Genomic DNA, 13,339 nt, shown 5'->3' with positions numbered 1-13,339 from the left:
GGACCGAAACGATGAGAGCCAAGGGCATCAGCTACGACACCGGCTTCGTCCGCGACGGAGAGTTCTCCCGCCCGGGCTTCGACCCGGACGTGGTCAAGCGCGAGCTGAGCGTCATCAGGGACGACCTGCACTGCACCGCGGTCCGCGTCATCGGCGGCGATCCCGGGCGGCTGGAGCTGGCCGCGACCTACGCCGCCGACCTCGGGCTGGAGGTCTGGTTCTCGCCCTATCCGCTGGAGCTGACCATCGAGGAGATGGTGCCGCTGTTCACCGACTGCGCCGAGCGGGCGGAGCGGCTCCGGCAGCGGGGCGCCGAGGTCGTGTTCGTCGCCGGCGCCGAGCTGAGCCTGATGAACAAGGGATTCCTGCCGGGCGACACCCAGGAGGACCGGCTCGGACTGCTGCTGAACCAGCGGGATCGGCTGGCCGAGCGGGTCGGCGAGCTCAGCGCGCGGGTCAACGACTTCCTCGGCGACGCCGTGGCAGCTGTTCGCGAGCGGTTCGGCGGCAGGATCACCTACGCCTCCCTACCGCTCGAGCGTGTCGACTGGGCGCCCTTCGACATCCTCGGCGTGGATCTCTACCGGTCGGCCGAGGTCGCCGATCGGTTCGCCGAGGGCGTCCGCACCCTTGTCGCGCAGGGGAAGCCGGTCGCGATCACCGAGTTCGGCACCGCCGCGTACCACGGCGCGGGCGACAGGGGCGGCCGCGTCCTGGAGGTCGTCGAGTTCAGCGAGGACACCGGCACGCCGCTCCGGCTGGACAGCGAGTACGTCCGCGACGAGACCGGCCAGGCCACCTACCTGCGCGAACTGCTGGAGATCTACGACGCCGCCGGTGTCGACGCCGCCTTTGTCTTCCTCTTCGCGCTCGACAACTTCCCGCACCGCCCCGGCGGCGATCCCCGCGACGACCTCGACCTGGCCAGCCCGGGCATCGTCAAAATCCTCGAGGGCCGCCCGGGGGACGCCTACCCCGACATGGCCTGGGAACCCAAGGCCGCCTTCACCGCGCTGGCCGACTACTACCGCGGCTGACCACGTCACTGTCCAGCGTGCGGGTCCACCGCTGTGACCGGCTGACGGGAGTGCCGCACAACAGCCCGTGACCAGCGGGAGTCCGCCACGAAAGGGCGCACTGCGCCTTCCGGCCCGCCTGCTCGCGCCCGCGCCTCGGCGCTCGTCCTGACGGCCGGGCGCGTCCTGAACCGGCCCGGCCGGTCGGGAAGCGGACAGCGAATGGCCTGGTAACCGGTCAGGCGAGAAGCCGACACTCGGCGGGCTGGTCCTGCCACTGGGAAGGCTGATCGATCGTGAGTGAACGCGTGCGCGTGGCCGTGCTGGCGGGCGGGCCGTCGGCCGAGCATGAGGTGTCGCTGCAGTCGGCGCAGGCCGTGCTCGACGCCCTGCCGAAAGATCTGTACGAGCCCGTCCCCGTCATCATCGACCGGCAGGGCAGATGGCCGGTGGAGGTGCGGCCCGATCTGGCGGACGTGGTCTTCCCCGTGCTGCACGGGCCGTTCGGCGAGGACGGCGTCGTCCAGGGCCTCCTGGAGACGCTGGACATCCCGTACGTGGGCTGCGGCGTGCTGGCCTCGGCCGTGGGCATGAACAAGGTCGCGATGCGGCGCGCGTTCCTGGCGGAGGACATCCCGGTCACTCCCCACGTGTGGTTCACCGAGCATGAGTGGCGCACCACCACCGACCCCTGGGGTCTGGTGAAGTCGCTCGACTGGCCGATGTACGTCAAACCGGCCGGCATGGGCTCCTCCATCGGCATCTCGCGTGTCACCTCCATGGAGGAGCTGCGCGCGGGCGTGGACCTGGCGCTGGCCTACGACGGGATGGTCGTCGTCGAGCAGGGAGTGACGGCGCGCGAGATCATCTGCGGCGTGCTCGGCGGCCGTGACGCGCCGGACGCCTCGGTGCCCGGCGAGCTGATCGTGCCCGGCGACTGGCTCGACTACGAGGCGAAATACCTCAGCGGGGCCGAGATCGCGACCATCCCTGCCGCGCTGCCGGAGCGCGTGGCCGAGGACGTGCGCGAGCTGGCCCTGCGCGCGTTCCGGGCGATCGGCGGCTACGGCCTGTCCCGTGTCGACTTCCTCTACGAGCAGGACACGGGACGCCTGTACGTGCTGGAGATCAACACCATGCCGGGTTTCACCTCCCGTTCCGTCTACGCCAGGGCCTGGGCCGCCAGCGGTGTCCCGTACCCGGACCTGCTGCGCCGCCTCATCGACCTGGCGTTCGCCAGGAGCCGCTCGTGATCCCCATGACGCTGAACGAGATCGCGCGGGTCGTCGGCGCGAGCGTCCACGACGTGCGCGACCCGCAGGCGACGGTGACGGCGCCCTCGGCGGTCGATTCCCGCGAGGTGCTGCCTGGCGGCCTGTTCGCCGCGACGGCCGGCGCCAACGTCGACGGTCACGACTACGCGGCCGGCGCGATCGCGGGCGGCGCCGTCGCCGTGCTGGCCTCCAGGCCCGTCGGCGTGCCCGCCCTCGTGGTCGAGGACGTCCAGGTCGCGCTCGGCCTGCTGGCCAGGCACCTGCTCGACCACATCAGCCCGACCGTGATCGGCCTGACCGGCTCGGTGGGCAAGACCACGACCAAGGACCTGCTGGCCCAGGTGCTCGAACGGCACGCCGCGACGGTCGCCACCGACAGGTCGTTCAACAACGAGCTCGGGCTGCCGCTCACCGTGCTGCGTGCCGATGCCGCCACCCGGTACCTGGTGCTGGAGATGGGCGCGGGCCGGAAGGGCGACCTGACGTACCTGACCGGGCTCGCGCCGCCGCAGGTGGGGCTGGTGCTCAACGTCGGCACCGCACATGTGGAGCGCATGGGAGCCGGGCCTGCCGACGTGGCCGAGGCCAAGGGCGAGCTGGTCGAGGCGCTTGCGGCGGACGGGTTCGCGCTGCTCAACGCCGACGACCCGTACGTCAGGGGGATGGCCGGCCGTACCAGGGCGCGGATCCTGTGGTACGGCAGGTCGGCGCAGGCGCAGGTGCGAGCCGGGAACGTGCGGATGACCGGCGGGGCGCGGACCGCGTTCGAGCTGGTGACGCCCTCCGGCCGCGCCCCGGTCGAGCTCGACCTCATAGGCGAGCACCAGGTGAGCAACGCCGTGGCCGCAGCAGCCGTCGCCACCGTGCTCGGCCTGGGCGCCGACGAGATCGCCGGCGGGCTGAGCGCCGCACGGCGGCGCTCGGCGGGCCGGTTGGACATCGCCGAACGGCCTGACGGCATCACCATCGTCAACGACGCCTACAACGCCAGCCCCGAATCCATGCGGGCCGGGCTGCGGGCGGTGAAGGCGCTGGCCGGCGCCCGTCGTACCGTCGCCGTGCTCGGCGCGATGGGGCAGCAGGCGCACGCCTCGCGCACCCGGCACGCGGAGATCGGCCGGCTCGTCGCCGGCCTCCGCTTCGACGTGCTGATCGCGGTCGGAGCAGGGGATCCGCTCGCGATGGCGCAGGCGGCGCAGTCGTCGAACCCGGAGATGGCCGTCCACACCGTCGAGGACGTGCCCGGAGCCCTCAGCCTGGCCACCGCGCTGCTCGAACCGGGAGACGTGGTGCTCGTCAAGGCCTCCAGCGAGATCGGGCTCGGTGCGTGCGCCCGCGCGCTGGCCGGCGCCTGACCGGTCGCGGCGCGGACGTGGACGCCGTCCGGCGCGTCCGCACGTCACGAGGCGTGCTCGCCCCGGTGGCATCGACGCGGGTCCGGACGGCTGGACACCTTCTGGCCTTCAGAATGAGCAGGCACCCCGTCTAGCCTGCCGGCACAAGCTGGCGAAACGGGGTTTCATGCGCACTATCGGTCTTATCGGCGGGTTGAGCTGGGAATCGACGGTGATCTACTACCAGATCATCAACCAGCGGGTACGCGAGCGACTCGGCGGCAGCCATTCCGCCAACAGCCTCATCTGGTCGGTCGACTATACGACCGTCGAGGACCTCATCTTCGCGGGCCGCTGGGACGAGGTGAGCACGTTGCTGACCGGTGCCGGCGGGAAACTGGCGCATCTCGGCGCCGACCTCCTGCTCATCTGCAGCAACACCTTCAGCCGGGTGAGCGACGACGTGGAGCGGGCCGTGAGCGTGCCCGTGCTGCACATCGCCGACGCGCTGGGCGCCGAGATCCGCGCCAGGGGCATGCGCAAGGTCGGCCTGCTGGGCACCCGGTTCACCATGGAGCAGCCCTCCTACCGTGACCGGCTGGCCGCCCACGGCTTCGACGTGGTCGTCCCGCGGCGTGCGCAGCGCGACCTGGTCCATCGCGTGATCTTCGACGAACTGGTGCGCGGGGTGCTCCGGGAATCGTCCAGGGACGCGTACGCCCAGATCATCGAGGATCTCGCGGACGACGGCGCCGAAGGCGTCATCCTCGGCTGCACGGAGATCGAGCTGCTGGTCGGCGAGAAGGACAGCGCCGTCCCGGTGCTGCCGAGCGCTCGGCTGCACGCGGAGGCGGCGGCCGCCTTCGCGCTCGCCGGCTGATCCCGTACGGCGCGGGCACGATGCGGCGGGTCAGATGGACCGGTACGCCGGCGCGCCGGCGCCGTACAGTTCCCGGTGCCACAGGCCGGCGCAGACGCGTTCGATGCCGGCCGCCAGGTGGCGGCGGTAGGTGGTGAAAGGCAGGCCGAGCCGTTCCGCGGCCAGCTCCTGGGTGGGAGTCCCGCGGAGGAACGTGACGGACAGCGCCCGGTGGAACTTGACCGCACGCGGATCCTCACGCAACTCGTCGATCGCCTGGCGGAGCACGTCGCCCAGCGCCGCGGCAGGATCCTGCCCGGCCCGCTCGGCGATCACCCGGGTGCGCGTCAGCGGGGAAGCGGCCAGCGCGTCCGGCCGCGACAGCCGGCGCAACGCCTTGCGCACCGCCTCGGCGAACTGCGCCTGCGACAACACCGCCAGCTCCGCCGGGGCGGCGCTCGGGCCGCCGGCCGGGCCCGCGAGGGGCGGGTGGTTCATGCGCTCCAGCCATGCCCGCGCCGGCACCGCGCGCCAGTCATGGACGAACAGGGTGTAGGCGTCATCGCCCAGCCGCGGCTCCTCGGAGACGGTACGCATCCCGTAACGCCGGAACTGCTCCACCCACTCCTGGTCCGGATGCCGTAGCGCGATGGCGGACCATGCCATGCGCTCGGCCCGCAGGCAGTTGGCGATCATCCGCCACCGGATCGCCTCCGGCAGCGGCGCGTGCTCGCGATACGGCGGCGGCGCCCACAGCCGGCCGACCGCCACGTGTTCGCCGGCGCGCAACGGTGTGGTGGCACGCGCATGCGCCCACGCCGCGGCCACGAGGGGATCAGCCGCCAGCTCCCGCTCATCGAGTTCCGCCAGGCGCAGCCAGGCGGAGAACGCCACGGGCTCGCCGGTTCCGGCCCGCCGGTACAGCCGGAACGCCTGCGGCTGCCGTTCGGCCCAGAAGGCGGCGCAGCCGGCCGACGCCGCGCCCTCCGCGGCCGTGGCCACCCGGACCAGCGTACCGACGTCCTCCGGCCGCACCAGCTCCTCCTGGAACTCGTCCTCGTCGCGGCAGCGGCGCGAACCGGCCGGCGTCCCGTCGCCGCGATGCAGGTGGAGCAGAGCCGCCACCGCGCCGGGCACGTCCACGTCGCTCGCCGCGCGCACCCTCTCCGCCAGATGCGCACGCAGCCGGTCGTGCATCGCCGCGTACCCCTCGGGATCGCGCCACCGCAGGTCCGCCTCCACCACCGCGCGCACCACGTCATGGGGGAACAGCCCGAGACCGCACGACTCCACGAACGGCAACCGCCGCAACCAGCCGAACAACGTCCCGGCGTCCTGCGGCAAGGCCGCCCGCAGCAGGTCTTCCGTCGTCACCCGCGCATGCGCGCAGACCTCCAGAGCGTGCCGATGCGCCGCCGAGGGCACCTCGCCCACCAGCTGATCCAGCAACGTGCCCACCACGTCCTGATCCGGCGTCCACCGCCGGCCGGCCCCGCCGTGCTTCACCGCCGCGGCCGCCCCCAGCAGCAGCGCCAGCGGATGACCACCGGCGAAGGCCAGCAGCGGCTCGCGCGACCCGGCCGGCACCCCGCGGGAGTCCAGCAGGGCCTGCGCGTCCCCGGCCCGCAGGCCGCGCAGCGGCAGCACCTCCAGCGCCCCCGCCCATCCCGGATCGGCCTGCCAGCGCATGTCCGGCGGACACCGCCCCGCGATCACCACCAGCGCCCCCACGGGCACGCGCGGCAGGAACCGCTCGCGCAGCCACTCCTCCCAGCCCCGCACGCGTTCGACGTCGTCGACCAGCAGCACCGCGTCCGCATCACGAGGCACCGGCTCGGCTTCCGAGCCCGCCTGCTGCAGCATGAGCCCGTCGACCGTGGACACCGGCCGCCCCGCCGCCGCGGCCTCGCCGGCGAAGCGCCGCAACAGGGCCGACTTCCCGACGCCGCCGGGACCGTGCACGTAGAGAACGCTGCAGCCGCCGCCGTACAACGCCGCGTTGAACACCGCGAGCTCCTCATCCCGCCCCACGAACGCCGTCTCCCGCGCGGCTTGCAGGCGCAACCCCAGCGATCCCGATGACATGTCCCTTGACCCTTCTCCCAACGCCCGCCGGTTCCCGGGCACGAATCCGTCAACGTCCCCGCACCGCAACCCCTGGTGGGCTGCGGCTGGTCCCCGTCAGCCCAGGCCGGGGTGGGGCCGGCGGGGTGGTGGCGTGCCGCCGCGGTCCGGGCGGTACTCGAAGTGCCACCACTCGTTGTCGTAGATGCGGTAGAGGTCGTAGCGGGCGCCGTGTTCCTCCAGCCAGCGGGCGCCTTCGTGGGGGCGCACGTCCAGCGCGACGCCCTTGACGTGGCTGGATTCCGCGGCCGGCAGCACGAGCATGCGTGCCGAGGCCGGGGAGCCGGAGCGGCGTACCTCCTCGTCGAACATCCGTTGCTGGACGAGGGGATCGCGGTAGCCCGAGGTGAGGCCGAGCAGCTGGCCGTGACGCCAGAGCGCCTCGGTACGGGCCGCGGTGAACGCCGCCAGGGCGCCGTCGGTGAGCCCGGTGAGGTCCTCGGCCGGAAAGCGCATCCGTAACGCCCAGGTGCACGCCAGTTCGCGAGCGCGGCCGGGACGGCGGACGAACGCCGCGGGCAGCAGCAGAACGGCGAGCACCAGCGTGACCACGGCGAACAGCCGGTCGCGGGGCCGAGGTGGGATGGTGCGTGGTTCGTTCATGGCGACTACGATTGGCGCCGAATATGCGTGCGTTGTCCGCCGCATGTCATCGTTTCTCGACGGCGGCCACCGCCGTCGAGACCGTGACACGACCATGACACGGCGCTGACGAGGCGGGGACACGACCGGCCGACAGTGGATGGGGTTGACCGGCGGGCGAGCTACGGAGCGTGCGGTGAAACTCGGCGGCGTGTCGCGAGTGTTGTTGATCGAGGACGACCCGGCCGTGCGGGAGGGCCTTGAGCTGGCCCTGACCCGGCACGGGCACCGCGTGCGCGCGGTGGAGTCCGGCGAGCAGGGGCTGGACCGGCTGCGCATGGACCTGCCCGACGTCGTCGTGCTCGACCTGATGTTGCCCGGCATCGACGGGTTCGAGGTCTGCCGGCGCATGCGGGCCGCCGGGGACGTGCCGATCATCATGGTGACCGCGCGCGGCGACGACATGGACGTGGTGGCCGGGCTGGAGGCGGGCGCCGACGACTACGTGGTCAAGCCGGTGCAGCCCAGAGTGCTCGAGGCCCGCATCCGCGCGGTGCTGCGGCGGATCGGCCGGGACCAGGCGGAGCTGGAGCGGCACGGGGACCTGACCATCGATCGGGCCGGGCTGGTGGTCACCCACCGCGGCGTGCCGGTCGGCCTCGCCCCGACCGAGCTGCGCCTGCTGCTGGAGCTCTCCGGCACGCCGGGCCGGGTGCACAGCCGCCAGCACCTGCTGGAGTCGGTGTGGGAACACGACTACTTCGGCGACTCGCGGCTCGTGGACGCGTGCGTGCAGCGGCTGCGCGCGAAGATCGAGGACGACTCGGCCACGCCCGTCTACGTGCAGACCGTGCGCGGGTTCGGGTACCGCTTCGGGCCGGTGTAACCGCCGGTGGCACCACGGCCGAGCCTGGGGCTGCGTGCCCGGCTGCTGTTCGCGTTCGCGCTGCTGTGTGTGGTCACCGCGGCGGCGGTGGCCGGCGGCATGTACGTCGGCGCTCGCAACGCCATCCTCCAGCGAGCCCAGGACGCCGCGGTGCAGGCGACGAAGAGCCGGCTGAAGGAGCTCTTCCCGTTGCGGAGTGCGGAGCCCGGCCCGGACGAGCTCCGCGGTATCGCCAACAAGATGATCGAAGGAAACGTCCGCGCGATGGCCATCTACCGTGGGGCGTACTCCACAGGCGACCCGGCGCCGGCCGACCCGCCGGGGGGCTCGCCGGGGCTCCACAGGCAGGGTGGTGACCCGCCGGTCGTGGATCCCGGGATGCTTCCACTGTCCCTGCGGCGCGAGGTGGCCGGCGGCAATGTCGCGTGGCAACGCGTGATGCTGTGGCAGGGCGCGCCCTACCTTCTCATCGGCGCGCCGCTGCTGATCGCCGGGCCGGACGGGACGGCGCGGATGTCCGGCATGGAGGTCTACGTCCTGCACAGCCTGCTTCCCGAACAGCGCAGCATCAACGAGCTCGCCGCACGCGCCTGGCTCACCGGCGGGGCGGCCCTGGCGTTCGCGGTCGTCCTGGCGTTGCTGGCCACCCGTGGCGTGCTGCGGCCGGTGCGCGAGCTCGGTAGGGCGGCACGGCTGCTGGGCGAGGGCGAGCTGCGGGCCAGGGTCGAGGCCCGCGGCGCCGACGAGCTGGCCGACGTGGCGCGCACGTTCAACAACACCGCCGCGGAACTGGAACGGCACGTCGAGCAGCTGCGCGAGATGGAGGCCGACGCCCGCCGGTTCGTGGCCGACGTGTCGCACGAGCTGCGCACCCCGCTGGCCGCGCTCGCCGCGGTCGCCGACGTCCTCGACGAGGAGGCGGACGGGCTGCCCGAGCCCGCCGGCAGGGCCGCCAGGCTGGTCAGCCAGGAGACGCTCGCCCTCACCGGGCTGGTGAACGACCTCATCGAGATCAGCAGGTTCGACTCCGGCGTCGCGGCCCTCGCACTGAACGAGGTCGACGTGGCCGAGCTGGTGCGCGCGACCCTGCGGACCCGGGGCTGGCCGGAGCGGGTGCACACCGAACTCGTCCCCGCGGTGACGGCCCGGCTGGACCCGCGCCGGGTGGACGTCATCCTCGCGAACCTGGTCGGCAACGCCCTGCGCCACGGCGAGCCACCGGTGTCGGTACGGCTCCGCGCCGACCAGGACTGGATCGTCGTCGAGGTCCGCGACCACGGACCGGGGCTGGACGAAGCGGTGCTGCCGCACGTGTTCGACCGCTTCTACAAGGCCAGCGCGGCCAGGGCCAGGTCCGAGGGCAGCGGCCTCGGCCTGGCCATCGCGCTCGAGAACGCGCGCCTGCACCGGGGCGACCTCGCCGTCACCAACGCCCCGGACGGCGGCGCCGTCTTCACGCTCCGCCTGCCACGCCGGGCACCCGATCCGGATGGAGGCCCCGAGTGAAGGCCTGGCTCGCCCGCCTGGTGCTCGCCGCGGGCCTCGTGCCGTTCGTCGCCGTGGCCGGCTGCGGCGTGCAACCCAGCGACGCCATCCCCGTCGGCGCCCCGCCGAGCGGACCCGTCGCGCCGACCTGGAAGATCACCCTCTACCTGGTGAAGGACGGCCGGCTCAGCACGGTGACGCGGCGATCCGCTCGTGGACCAGCCCGAACGAACGCGCTCATGCTGCTGGCGGAGGGACCCACGCCGAGCGAACAGGCGCGCGGGATCACCACCGACATCCCGCGCGAAGCCGCCCCGTTCTCGGTGGCCGCCAAGCCGGGCCACCTGGTGGTGACCCTGTCCACCCCGGCCGGCGAACTGTCGGCACTGGCCGTCGACCAGATCGTGTGCACGGCCGCCCCCCTGGTGCCGGAGAACCCCGCCCGGGTCACCGTCCTCGGTGCGGGGCAGAGCACCGGCCCCCGGGAGTGCCCGGGGTGACGACGGTGTCCTCCCGGGCTGCGCGGGGCCCGTACACGCGGAGGAAGGCAGCCCGGTCGCTGCCCTGAGCCCGGCCCGGCCGCGCCCTACGTCGCCGGGCTGACCAGCCCTGTCTGGTAAGCGATGACGACCAGTTGCGCACGGTCGCGCGCACCCAGTTTCGTCATCGCGCGGCTGACATGGGTGCGCGCGGTGGCCGGGCTGAGAAACAACTGGGCACCGATCTCCTGGTTGCTCAGGCCCTGCCCCACCAGGGCCAGCACCTCGCGCTCGCGCTCGGTCAGCTCCGCGAGCCGGTCCTCCGCAGCCCGGGCGGCTGTTCGCCTTGCGGTGAACTGGCCGATGAGGCGTCGGGTGATCCGCGGCGCGAGCAGCGCGTCCCCGGCGGCGATCACCCGGACGGCATGCAGGAGCTCGGCCGGCCCGGCGTCCTTGAGCAGGAAGCCGCTGGCGCCGGCCTGCAAGGCGTCGAAGACGTACTCGTCGGTGTCGTAGGTGGTGAGGATGAGGACCCGCACCTGCTCCAACCCGCGCGTCCGGACGATCTGGGCGGTGGCCTGAATCCCGTCCAGTCGCGGCATGCGGATGTCCATGAGGACGACGTCGGGGCGGCCGGCACGGGCCCGTTCGACGGCTTCGGCGCCGTTGGTGGCCTCCCCCACCACCTCGATGCCGTCCTCGAGGTCGAGCAGGACCTTGAACCCGGACCGCACGAGAGCCTCGTCGTCGGCGAGCAGCACCCTGATCGGGGCGCCGGCTGACGGTGAAGCGGTCGCCGCGTTCACAGGCGCGACCCGGTCGGCGCGAGGGGCAGCCGTGCCCTGACCTCGAACCCGCCGCCCGCAAGCGGCCCGGCGTCGAGCTCTCCGCCCAGCAGCCTGCAGCGCTCGCGCATGCCGGCGATCCCGCGGCCGGGCTTGGCCGAGCGGCCCGCGCTGCCCGGATGCCGGGCCGGCAGGCGCGGATCCGCCACGTCATGATCTCGGGCGGCACGGCGGCCCTCATCGGTCACGCGGATCTCCAACTCCTCGATCCCGGCCTTCAGCTCCACCGTCACGCGGGTCGGGCCGACGTGGCGGATCACGTTGGTGATCGATTCCTGAACGATGCGGTAGGCGGCACTTCCCACCGCGCTGGGCAACGGCGTCGCGGGCGAGGCCTCCTCGAGTTTGATGTCGAGCCCCGCCTGGCGTGCCTTGGCGGCCAGTTCGTCGATCTGCCCCAGCCGGGGGTACGGCCCCCGCCCGTCGTCATCGTCGTCGTCGCGGAGCACCCCGAGGATGGCCCGCATCTCCCGCAGCGCCCGGGAACTGGTCTGCTCGATGGCCCGCAGCGCCTCGCGCGCCACTTCCGGCCGCTTGTCGAGCACATGCGCGGTGACACCGGACTGCACGTTGATGATCGCTATGGCGTGAGCGACGGTGTCGTGGACCTCGCGCGCGATCCGGAGCCGTTCGGCGTCCACACGCGCCCGCGCCTCCTCCTCACGAGTCCGCTCAGCCAGCTCGGCGCGCCGCTGAGCTTCGGCCGCGATGACCTGCCGGGACCGGACGGACTCGCCGAGGGCCGCGCTCATGACCGACGCGCCGATCCGGAAGTACACCCAGCCGATGGCGGCGCGTGGCTCGAGGTCGGCGGCGGCGACCAGCCAGCCGGCGGCGAGCACCGAGGTGCCCACGCCGGCGATCACCAGCGACCGGCGCCCGTCACCGTAGGCGGTCACGGTGTAGAGGGCGACGAAGAGCCCGAGCCAGCCGGGCCCGTCCGGGAAGTCGAGACCGAAGTACACCAAGCTGGCCGACGCGGCGACGACGAACACCGGCACCGGCCACCGGCGGCGGACGGCGACGACCACACCACTGGCGACCAGCAGGGCGTATCCCAGATTTCCGAGGTCGGTCAGGGGACGCTGCACCACCTCGCCGGCATTGCGGACGATCGTGCCCTGCACCTGCATCACGGTGATGAACAGCGCGAGCAGCACCTCCTGCGCCGGCACCGGCAGGCGCAATGACACGGCGCGGTCTTTCATGCCTCGATCCTACGGTTGCCGCCCGCGAGAACACTCCGCCCATCGGCGCGGCCGCCTACGACGACGGACGTACCGGGGCACGAGTCGTCTACGCGGAACTGCGTAGAGGCAGCCATCCGCCGGCGGAGGCCGTGCCTGCCTCGACGGCGCGACGATCGAGTCAGTGAAACCCTCCCGGGCGCCCGCGCTCGTCGCCAAAGCATCGGCCGGCATAGGCCGGGTCGCCGCGACCCACGCGCTGCGGGCGCCCGTCATCCGACCGAAAGGATGCTCAATGTCCGTCCTGGTGGTGTTTGCCACGGAGGCGGCCTCGCCCGTCTGTACGACGCAGGCAGAATGCGCGAGCCAGGGTGTCGATACGTTCCTCGGGACCCCTGAGCGAATCTGGGCCAGCGTGGCCGCACTGGTGGCGCTGGGCAGCGTGATCATCGGCTGGCTGGCGTTCCGCTCCGCCCGCCGTATCGGCAACGGCGGGAGAAGGGGGGCCATCGTGGCCCTGGGGGCGGGGCTGATCGGCGGGCTCAACGGCGCGGTGAAACTGGCCGTCGCCGACGGTGGTCTCGGCACCGGCAACGGAGTGTTCGGGGCGGCCGTGGCCCTGGTGCTGGGGCTGGCCGGTGCGGCCCTCGGCGGCCTGGCCCTGGCCCGCTCCCGCCAGACCGAGCTGAGCGGCTGACCGCAGCCAGGACAAGCCCGCGATCGAGACCCTGACAACAGCACACAACCCCGATCATCGCACGGCGGTTCCCGGGCGCTCGCGCTCGTCACCGGCATCCCGGCCGGCACAGGCGATCCAGCGCGCTGCCCGCGCCGCACGCACCCGTCATCCGACCGAAAGGATCCTCATGTCCCTGCATCACTTGATGGCCACCGCCGCATCCGCGCACGTTCTGGCCCCGCCCGTCGATGCCTACACCTTGACCTCCGGGCGTCTCTGGTCCGCGGTGGCCGCGCTGGTGGGGCTGGCCGGCGCCGTCATCGGCGGGCTGGCTCTGGCCCGCTCCGCCCGCCGTGTCGGCAACGGCGGGAGAAGGGGGGCCATCGTGGCCCTGGGGGCAGGGCTGGCCAGCGTGGTCATCGGCGCGCTGGTCGTGGCCGCCGCCGACGGCGGCCCCGGCACCGGTTACGGAATAGTCGGGGGCTGGGTGGACCTGGTGGTCGGGCTGATCGCCATGGCCCTCGGCGGGCTCGCTCTGGCCCGCTCCCGCCGCACCGCCTGACCGGGCCCGGGCCCGAGCTGCGGCCGC

Annotated in this window: 13 protein-coding genes; 9 read left to right on the top strand and 4 right to left on the bottom strand. The window is 73.0% G+C overall.

From position 1 onward, the window contains the following. Positions 1-11: 11 nt before the first annotated feature. The 4 genes from ABGA98_RS35530 (at position 12) to ABGA98_RS35515 (ending at position 4,504) form a co-directional block, all read left to right on the top strand. Positions 12-1,037 (top strand): hypothetical protein, encoded by a 1,026-nt coding sequence (locus ABGA98_RS35530; protein WP_347622810.1) that lies wholly within the window; start codon positions 12-14, stop codon positions 1,035-1,037. A gap of 275 nt (positions 1,038-1,312) precedes the next feature. Further along, entirely contained in the window at positions 1,313-2,269 is a 957-nt protein-coding gene (locus ABGA98_RS35525; RefSeq protein ID WP_347622809.1) for a D-alanine--D-alanine ligase family protein, read from the top strand. Between the two features lie 5 nt (positions 2,270-2,274). Next, on the top strand, positions 2,275-3,645 hold the full coding sequence (gene murF, locus ABGA98_RS35520; RefSeq protein ID WP_347622885.1) for a UDP-N-acetylmuramoyl-tripeptide--D-alanyl-D-alanine ligase: 1,371 nt from the start codon (positions 2,275-2,277) through the stop codon (positions 3,643-3,645). Positions 3,646-3,811: 166 nt separating this feature from the next. After that, the gene (locus tag ABGA98_RS35515; protein ID WP_347622808.1) at positions 3,812-4,504 is read left to right on the top strand and encodes an aspartate/glutamate racemase family protein; all 693 of its coding nucleotides are present in this window, start codon (positions 3,812-3,814) and stop codon (positions 4,502-4,504) included. Between the two features lie 30 nt (positions 4,505-4,534). Here ABGA98_RS35515 and ABGA98_RS35510 read toward each other — a convergent pair whose 3' ends face one another. Both ABGA98_RS35510 and vanY-N read right to left on the bottom strand, forming a co-directional pair. Continuing rightward, positions 4,535-6,568 carry an AAA family ATPase gene (locus ABGA98_RS35510; protein ID WP_347622807.1) on the bottom strand — a complete coding sequence of 678 codons (2,034 nt, stop codon included), beginning with the start codon at positions 6,566-6,568 and terminating at the stop codon, positions 4,535-4,537. A 96-nt stretch (positions 6,569-6,664) separates the two neighbouring features. After that, positions 6,665-7,210 (bottom strand): D,D-peptidase/D,D-carboxypeptidase VanY-N, encoded by a 546-nt coding sequence (gene vanY-N, locus ABGA98_RS35505; protein ID WP_347622806.1) that lies wholly within the window; start codon positions 7,208-7,210, stop codon positions 6,665-6,667. A 190-nt stretch (positions 7,211-7,400) separates the two neighbouring features. Here vanY-N and ABGA98_RS35500 point away from each other — a divergent pair, with 190 nt between their 5' ends. From ABGA98_RS35500 to ABGA98_RS35490, 3 genes are read left to right on the top strand one after another with little or no spacing between them, the layout of a single operon-like run. Further along, a complete protein-coding gene (locus ABGA98_RS35500; protein ID WP_347622805.1) occupies positions 7,401-8,075 on the top strand; it encodes a response regulator transcription factor in 675 nt (224 codons plus the stop codon). A 6-nt stretch (positions 8,076-8,081) separates the two neighbouring features. Next, on the top strand, positions 8,082-9,581 hold the full coding sequence (locus ABGA98_RS35495; protein ID WP_347622804.1) for a HAMP domain-containing sensor histidine kinase: 1,500 nt from the start codon (positions 8,082-8,084) through the stop codon (positions 9,579-9,581). After that, complete coding sequence (locus ABGA98_RS35490) at positions 9,578-10,060, top strand: hypothetical protein (protein ID WP_347622803.1); 483 nt, start codon at positions 9,578-9,580, stop codon at positions 10,058-10,060. Before ABGA98_RS35495 ends, ABGA98_RS35490 begins: the two co-directional genes overlap by 4 nt. A gap of 86 nt (positions 10,061-10,146) precedes the next feature. Here ABGA98_RS35490 and ABGA98_RS35485 read toward each other — a convergent pair whose 3' ends face one another. Then, positions 10,147-10,806 carry a response regulator transcription factor gene (locus tag ABGA98_RS35485; RefSeq protein WP_347622884.1) on the bottom strand — a complete coding sequence of 220 codons (660 nt, stop codon included), beginning with the start codon at positions 10,804-10,806 and terminating at the stop codon, positions 10,147-10,149. A 35-nt stretch (positions 10,807-10,841) separates the two neighbouring features. After that, positions 10,842-12,092: a sensor histidine kinase gene (locus ABGA98_RS35480; protein ID WP_347622802.1), complete on the bottom strand. Its 1,251-nt coding sequence runs from the start codon at positions 12,090-12,092 to the stop codon at positions 10,842-10,844. 274 nt (positions 12,093-12,366) lie between these two features. Between ABGA98_RS35480 and ABGA98_RS35475 the strand changes: the two genes are divergently transcribed. Next, entirely contained in the window at positions 12,367-12,768 is a 402-nt protein-coding gene (locus ABGA98_RS35475; RefSeq protein WP_347622801.1) for a DUF6223 family protein, read from the top strand. Between the two features lie 169 nt (positions 12,769-12,937). Continuing rightward, positions 12,938-13,312, top strand: a complete 375-nt coding sequence (locus ABGA98_RS35470) for a DUF6223 family protein (RefSeq protein WP_347622800.1) — start codon at positions 12,938-12,940, stop codon at positions 13,310-13,312. Positions 13,313-13,339: the final 27 nt, after the last annotated feature.

This window comes from Nonomuraea sp. B1E8 (assembly GCF_039871515.1).
GTDB lineage: Bacteria > Actinomycetota > Actinomycetes > Streptosporangiales > Streptosporangiaceae > Nonomuraea.
This window is presented reverse-complemented; position numbering and strand designations above follow the sequence as displayed.

What these genes read in the sequence shown, in the direction of transcription:
- ABGA98_RS35475 (WP_347622801.1), top strand. Translation starts at nt 12,367, where the DNA reads ATGTCCGTCCTGGTGGTGTTTGCCACGGAGGCGGCCTCGCCCGTCTGT.
- ABGA98_RS35530 (WP_347622810.1), top strand. Translation starts at nt 12, where the DNA reads ATGAGAGCCAAGGGCATCAGCTACGACACCGGCTTCGTCCGCGACGGA.
- murF (WP_347622885.1), top strand. Translation starts at nt 2,275, where the DNA reads ATGACGCTGAACGAGATCGCGCGGGTCGTCGGCGCGAGCGTCCACGAC.
- ABGA98_RS35480 (WP_347622802.1), bottom strand. Translation starts at nt 12,092, where the DNA reads ATGAAAGACCGCGCCGTGTCATTGCGCCTGCCGGTGCCGGCGCAGGAG.
- ABGA98_RS35515 (WP_347622808.1), top strand. Translation starts at nt 3,812, where the DNA reads ATGCGCACTATCGGTCTTATCGGCGGGTTGAGCTGGGAATCGACGGTG.
- ABGA98_RS35510 (WP_347622807.1), bottom strand. Translation starts at nt 6,568, where the DNA reads ATGTCATCGGGATCGCTGGGGTTGCGCCTGCAAGCCGCGCGGGAGACG.
- vanY-N (WP_347622806.1), bottom strand. Translation starts at nt 7,210, where the DNA reads ATGAACGAACCACGCACCATCCCACCTCGGCCCCGCGACCGGCTGTTC.
- ABGA98_RS35470 (WP_347622800.1), top strand. Translation starts at nt 12,938, where the DNA reads ATGTCCCTGCATCACTTGATGGCCACCGCCGCATCCGCGCACGTTCTG.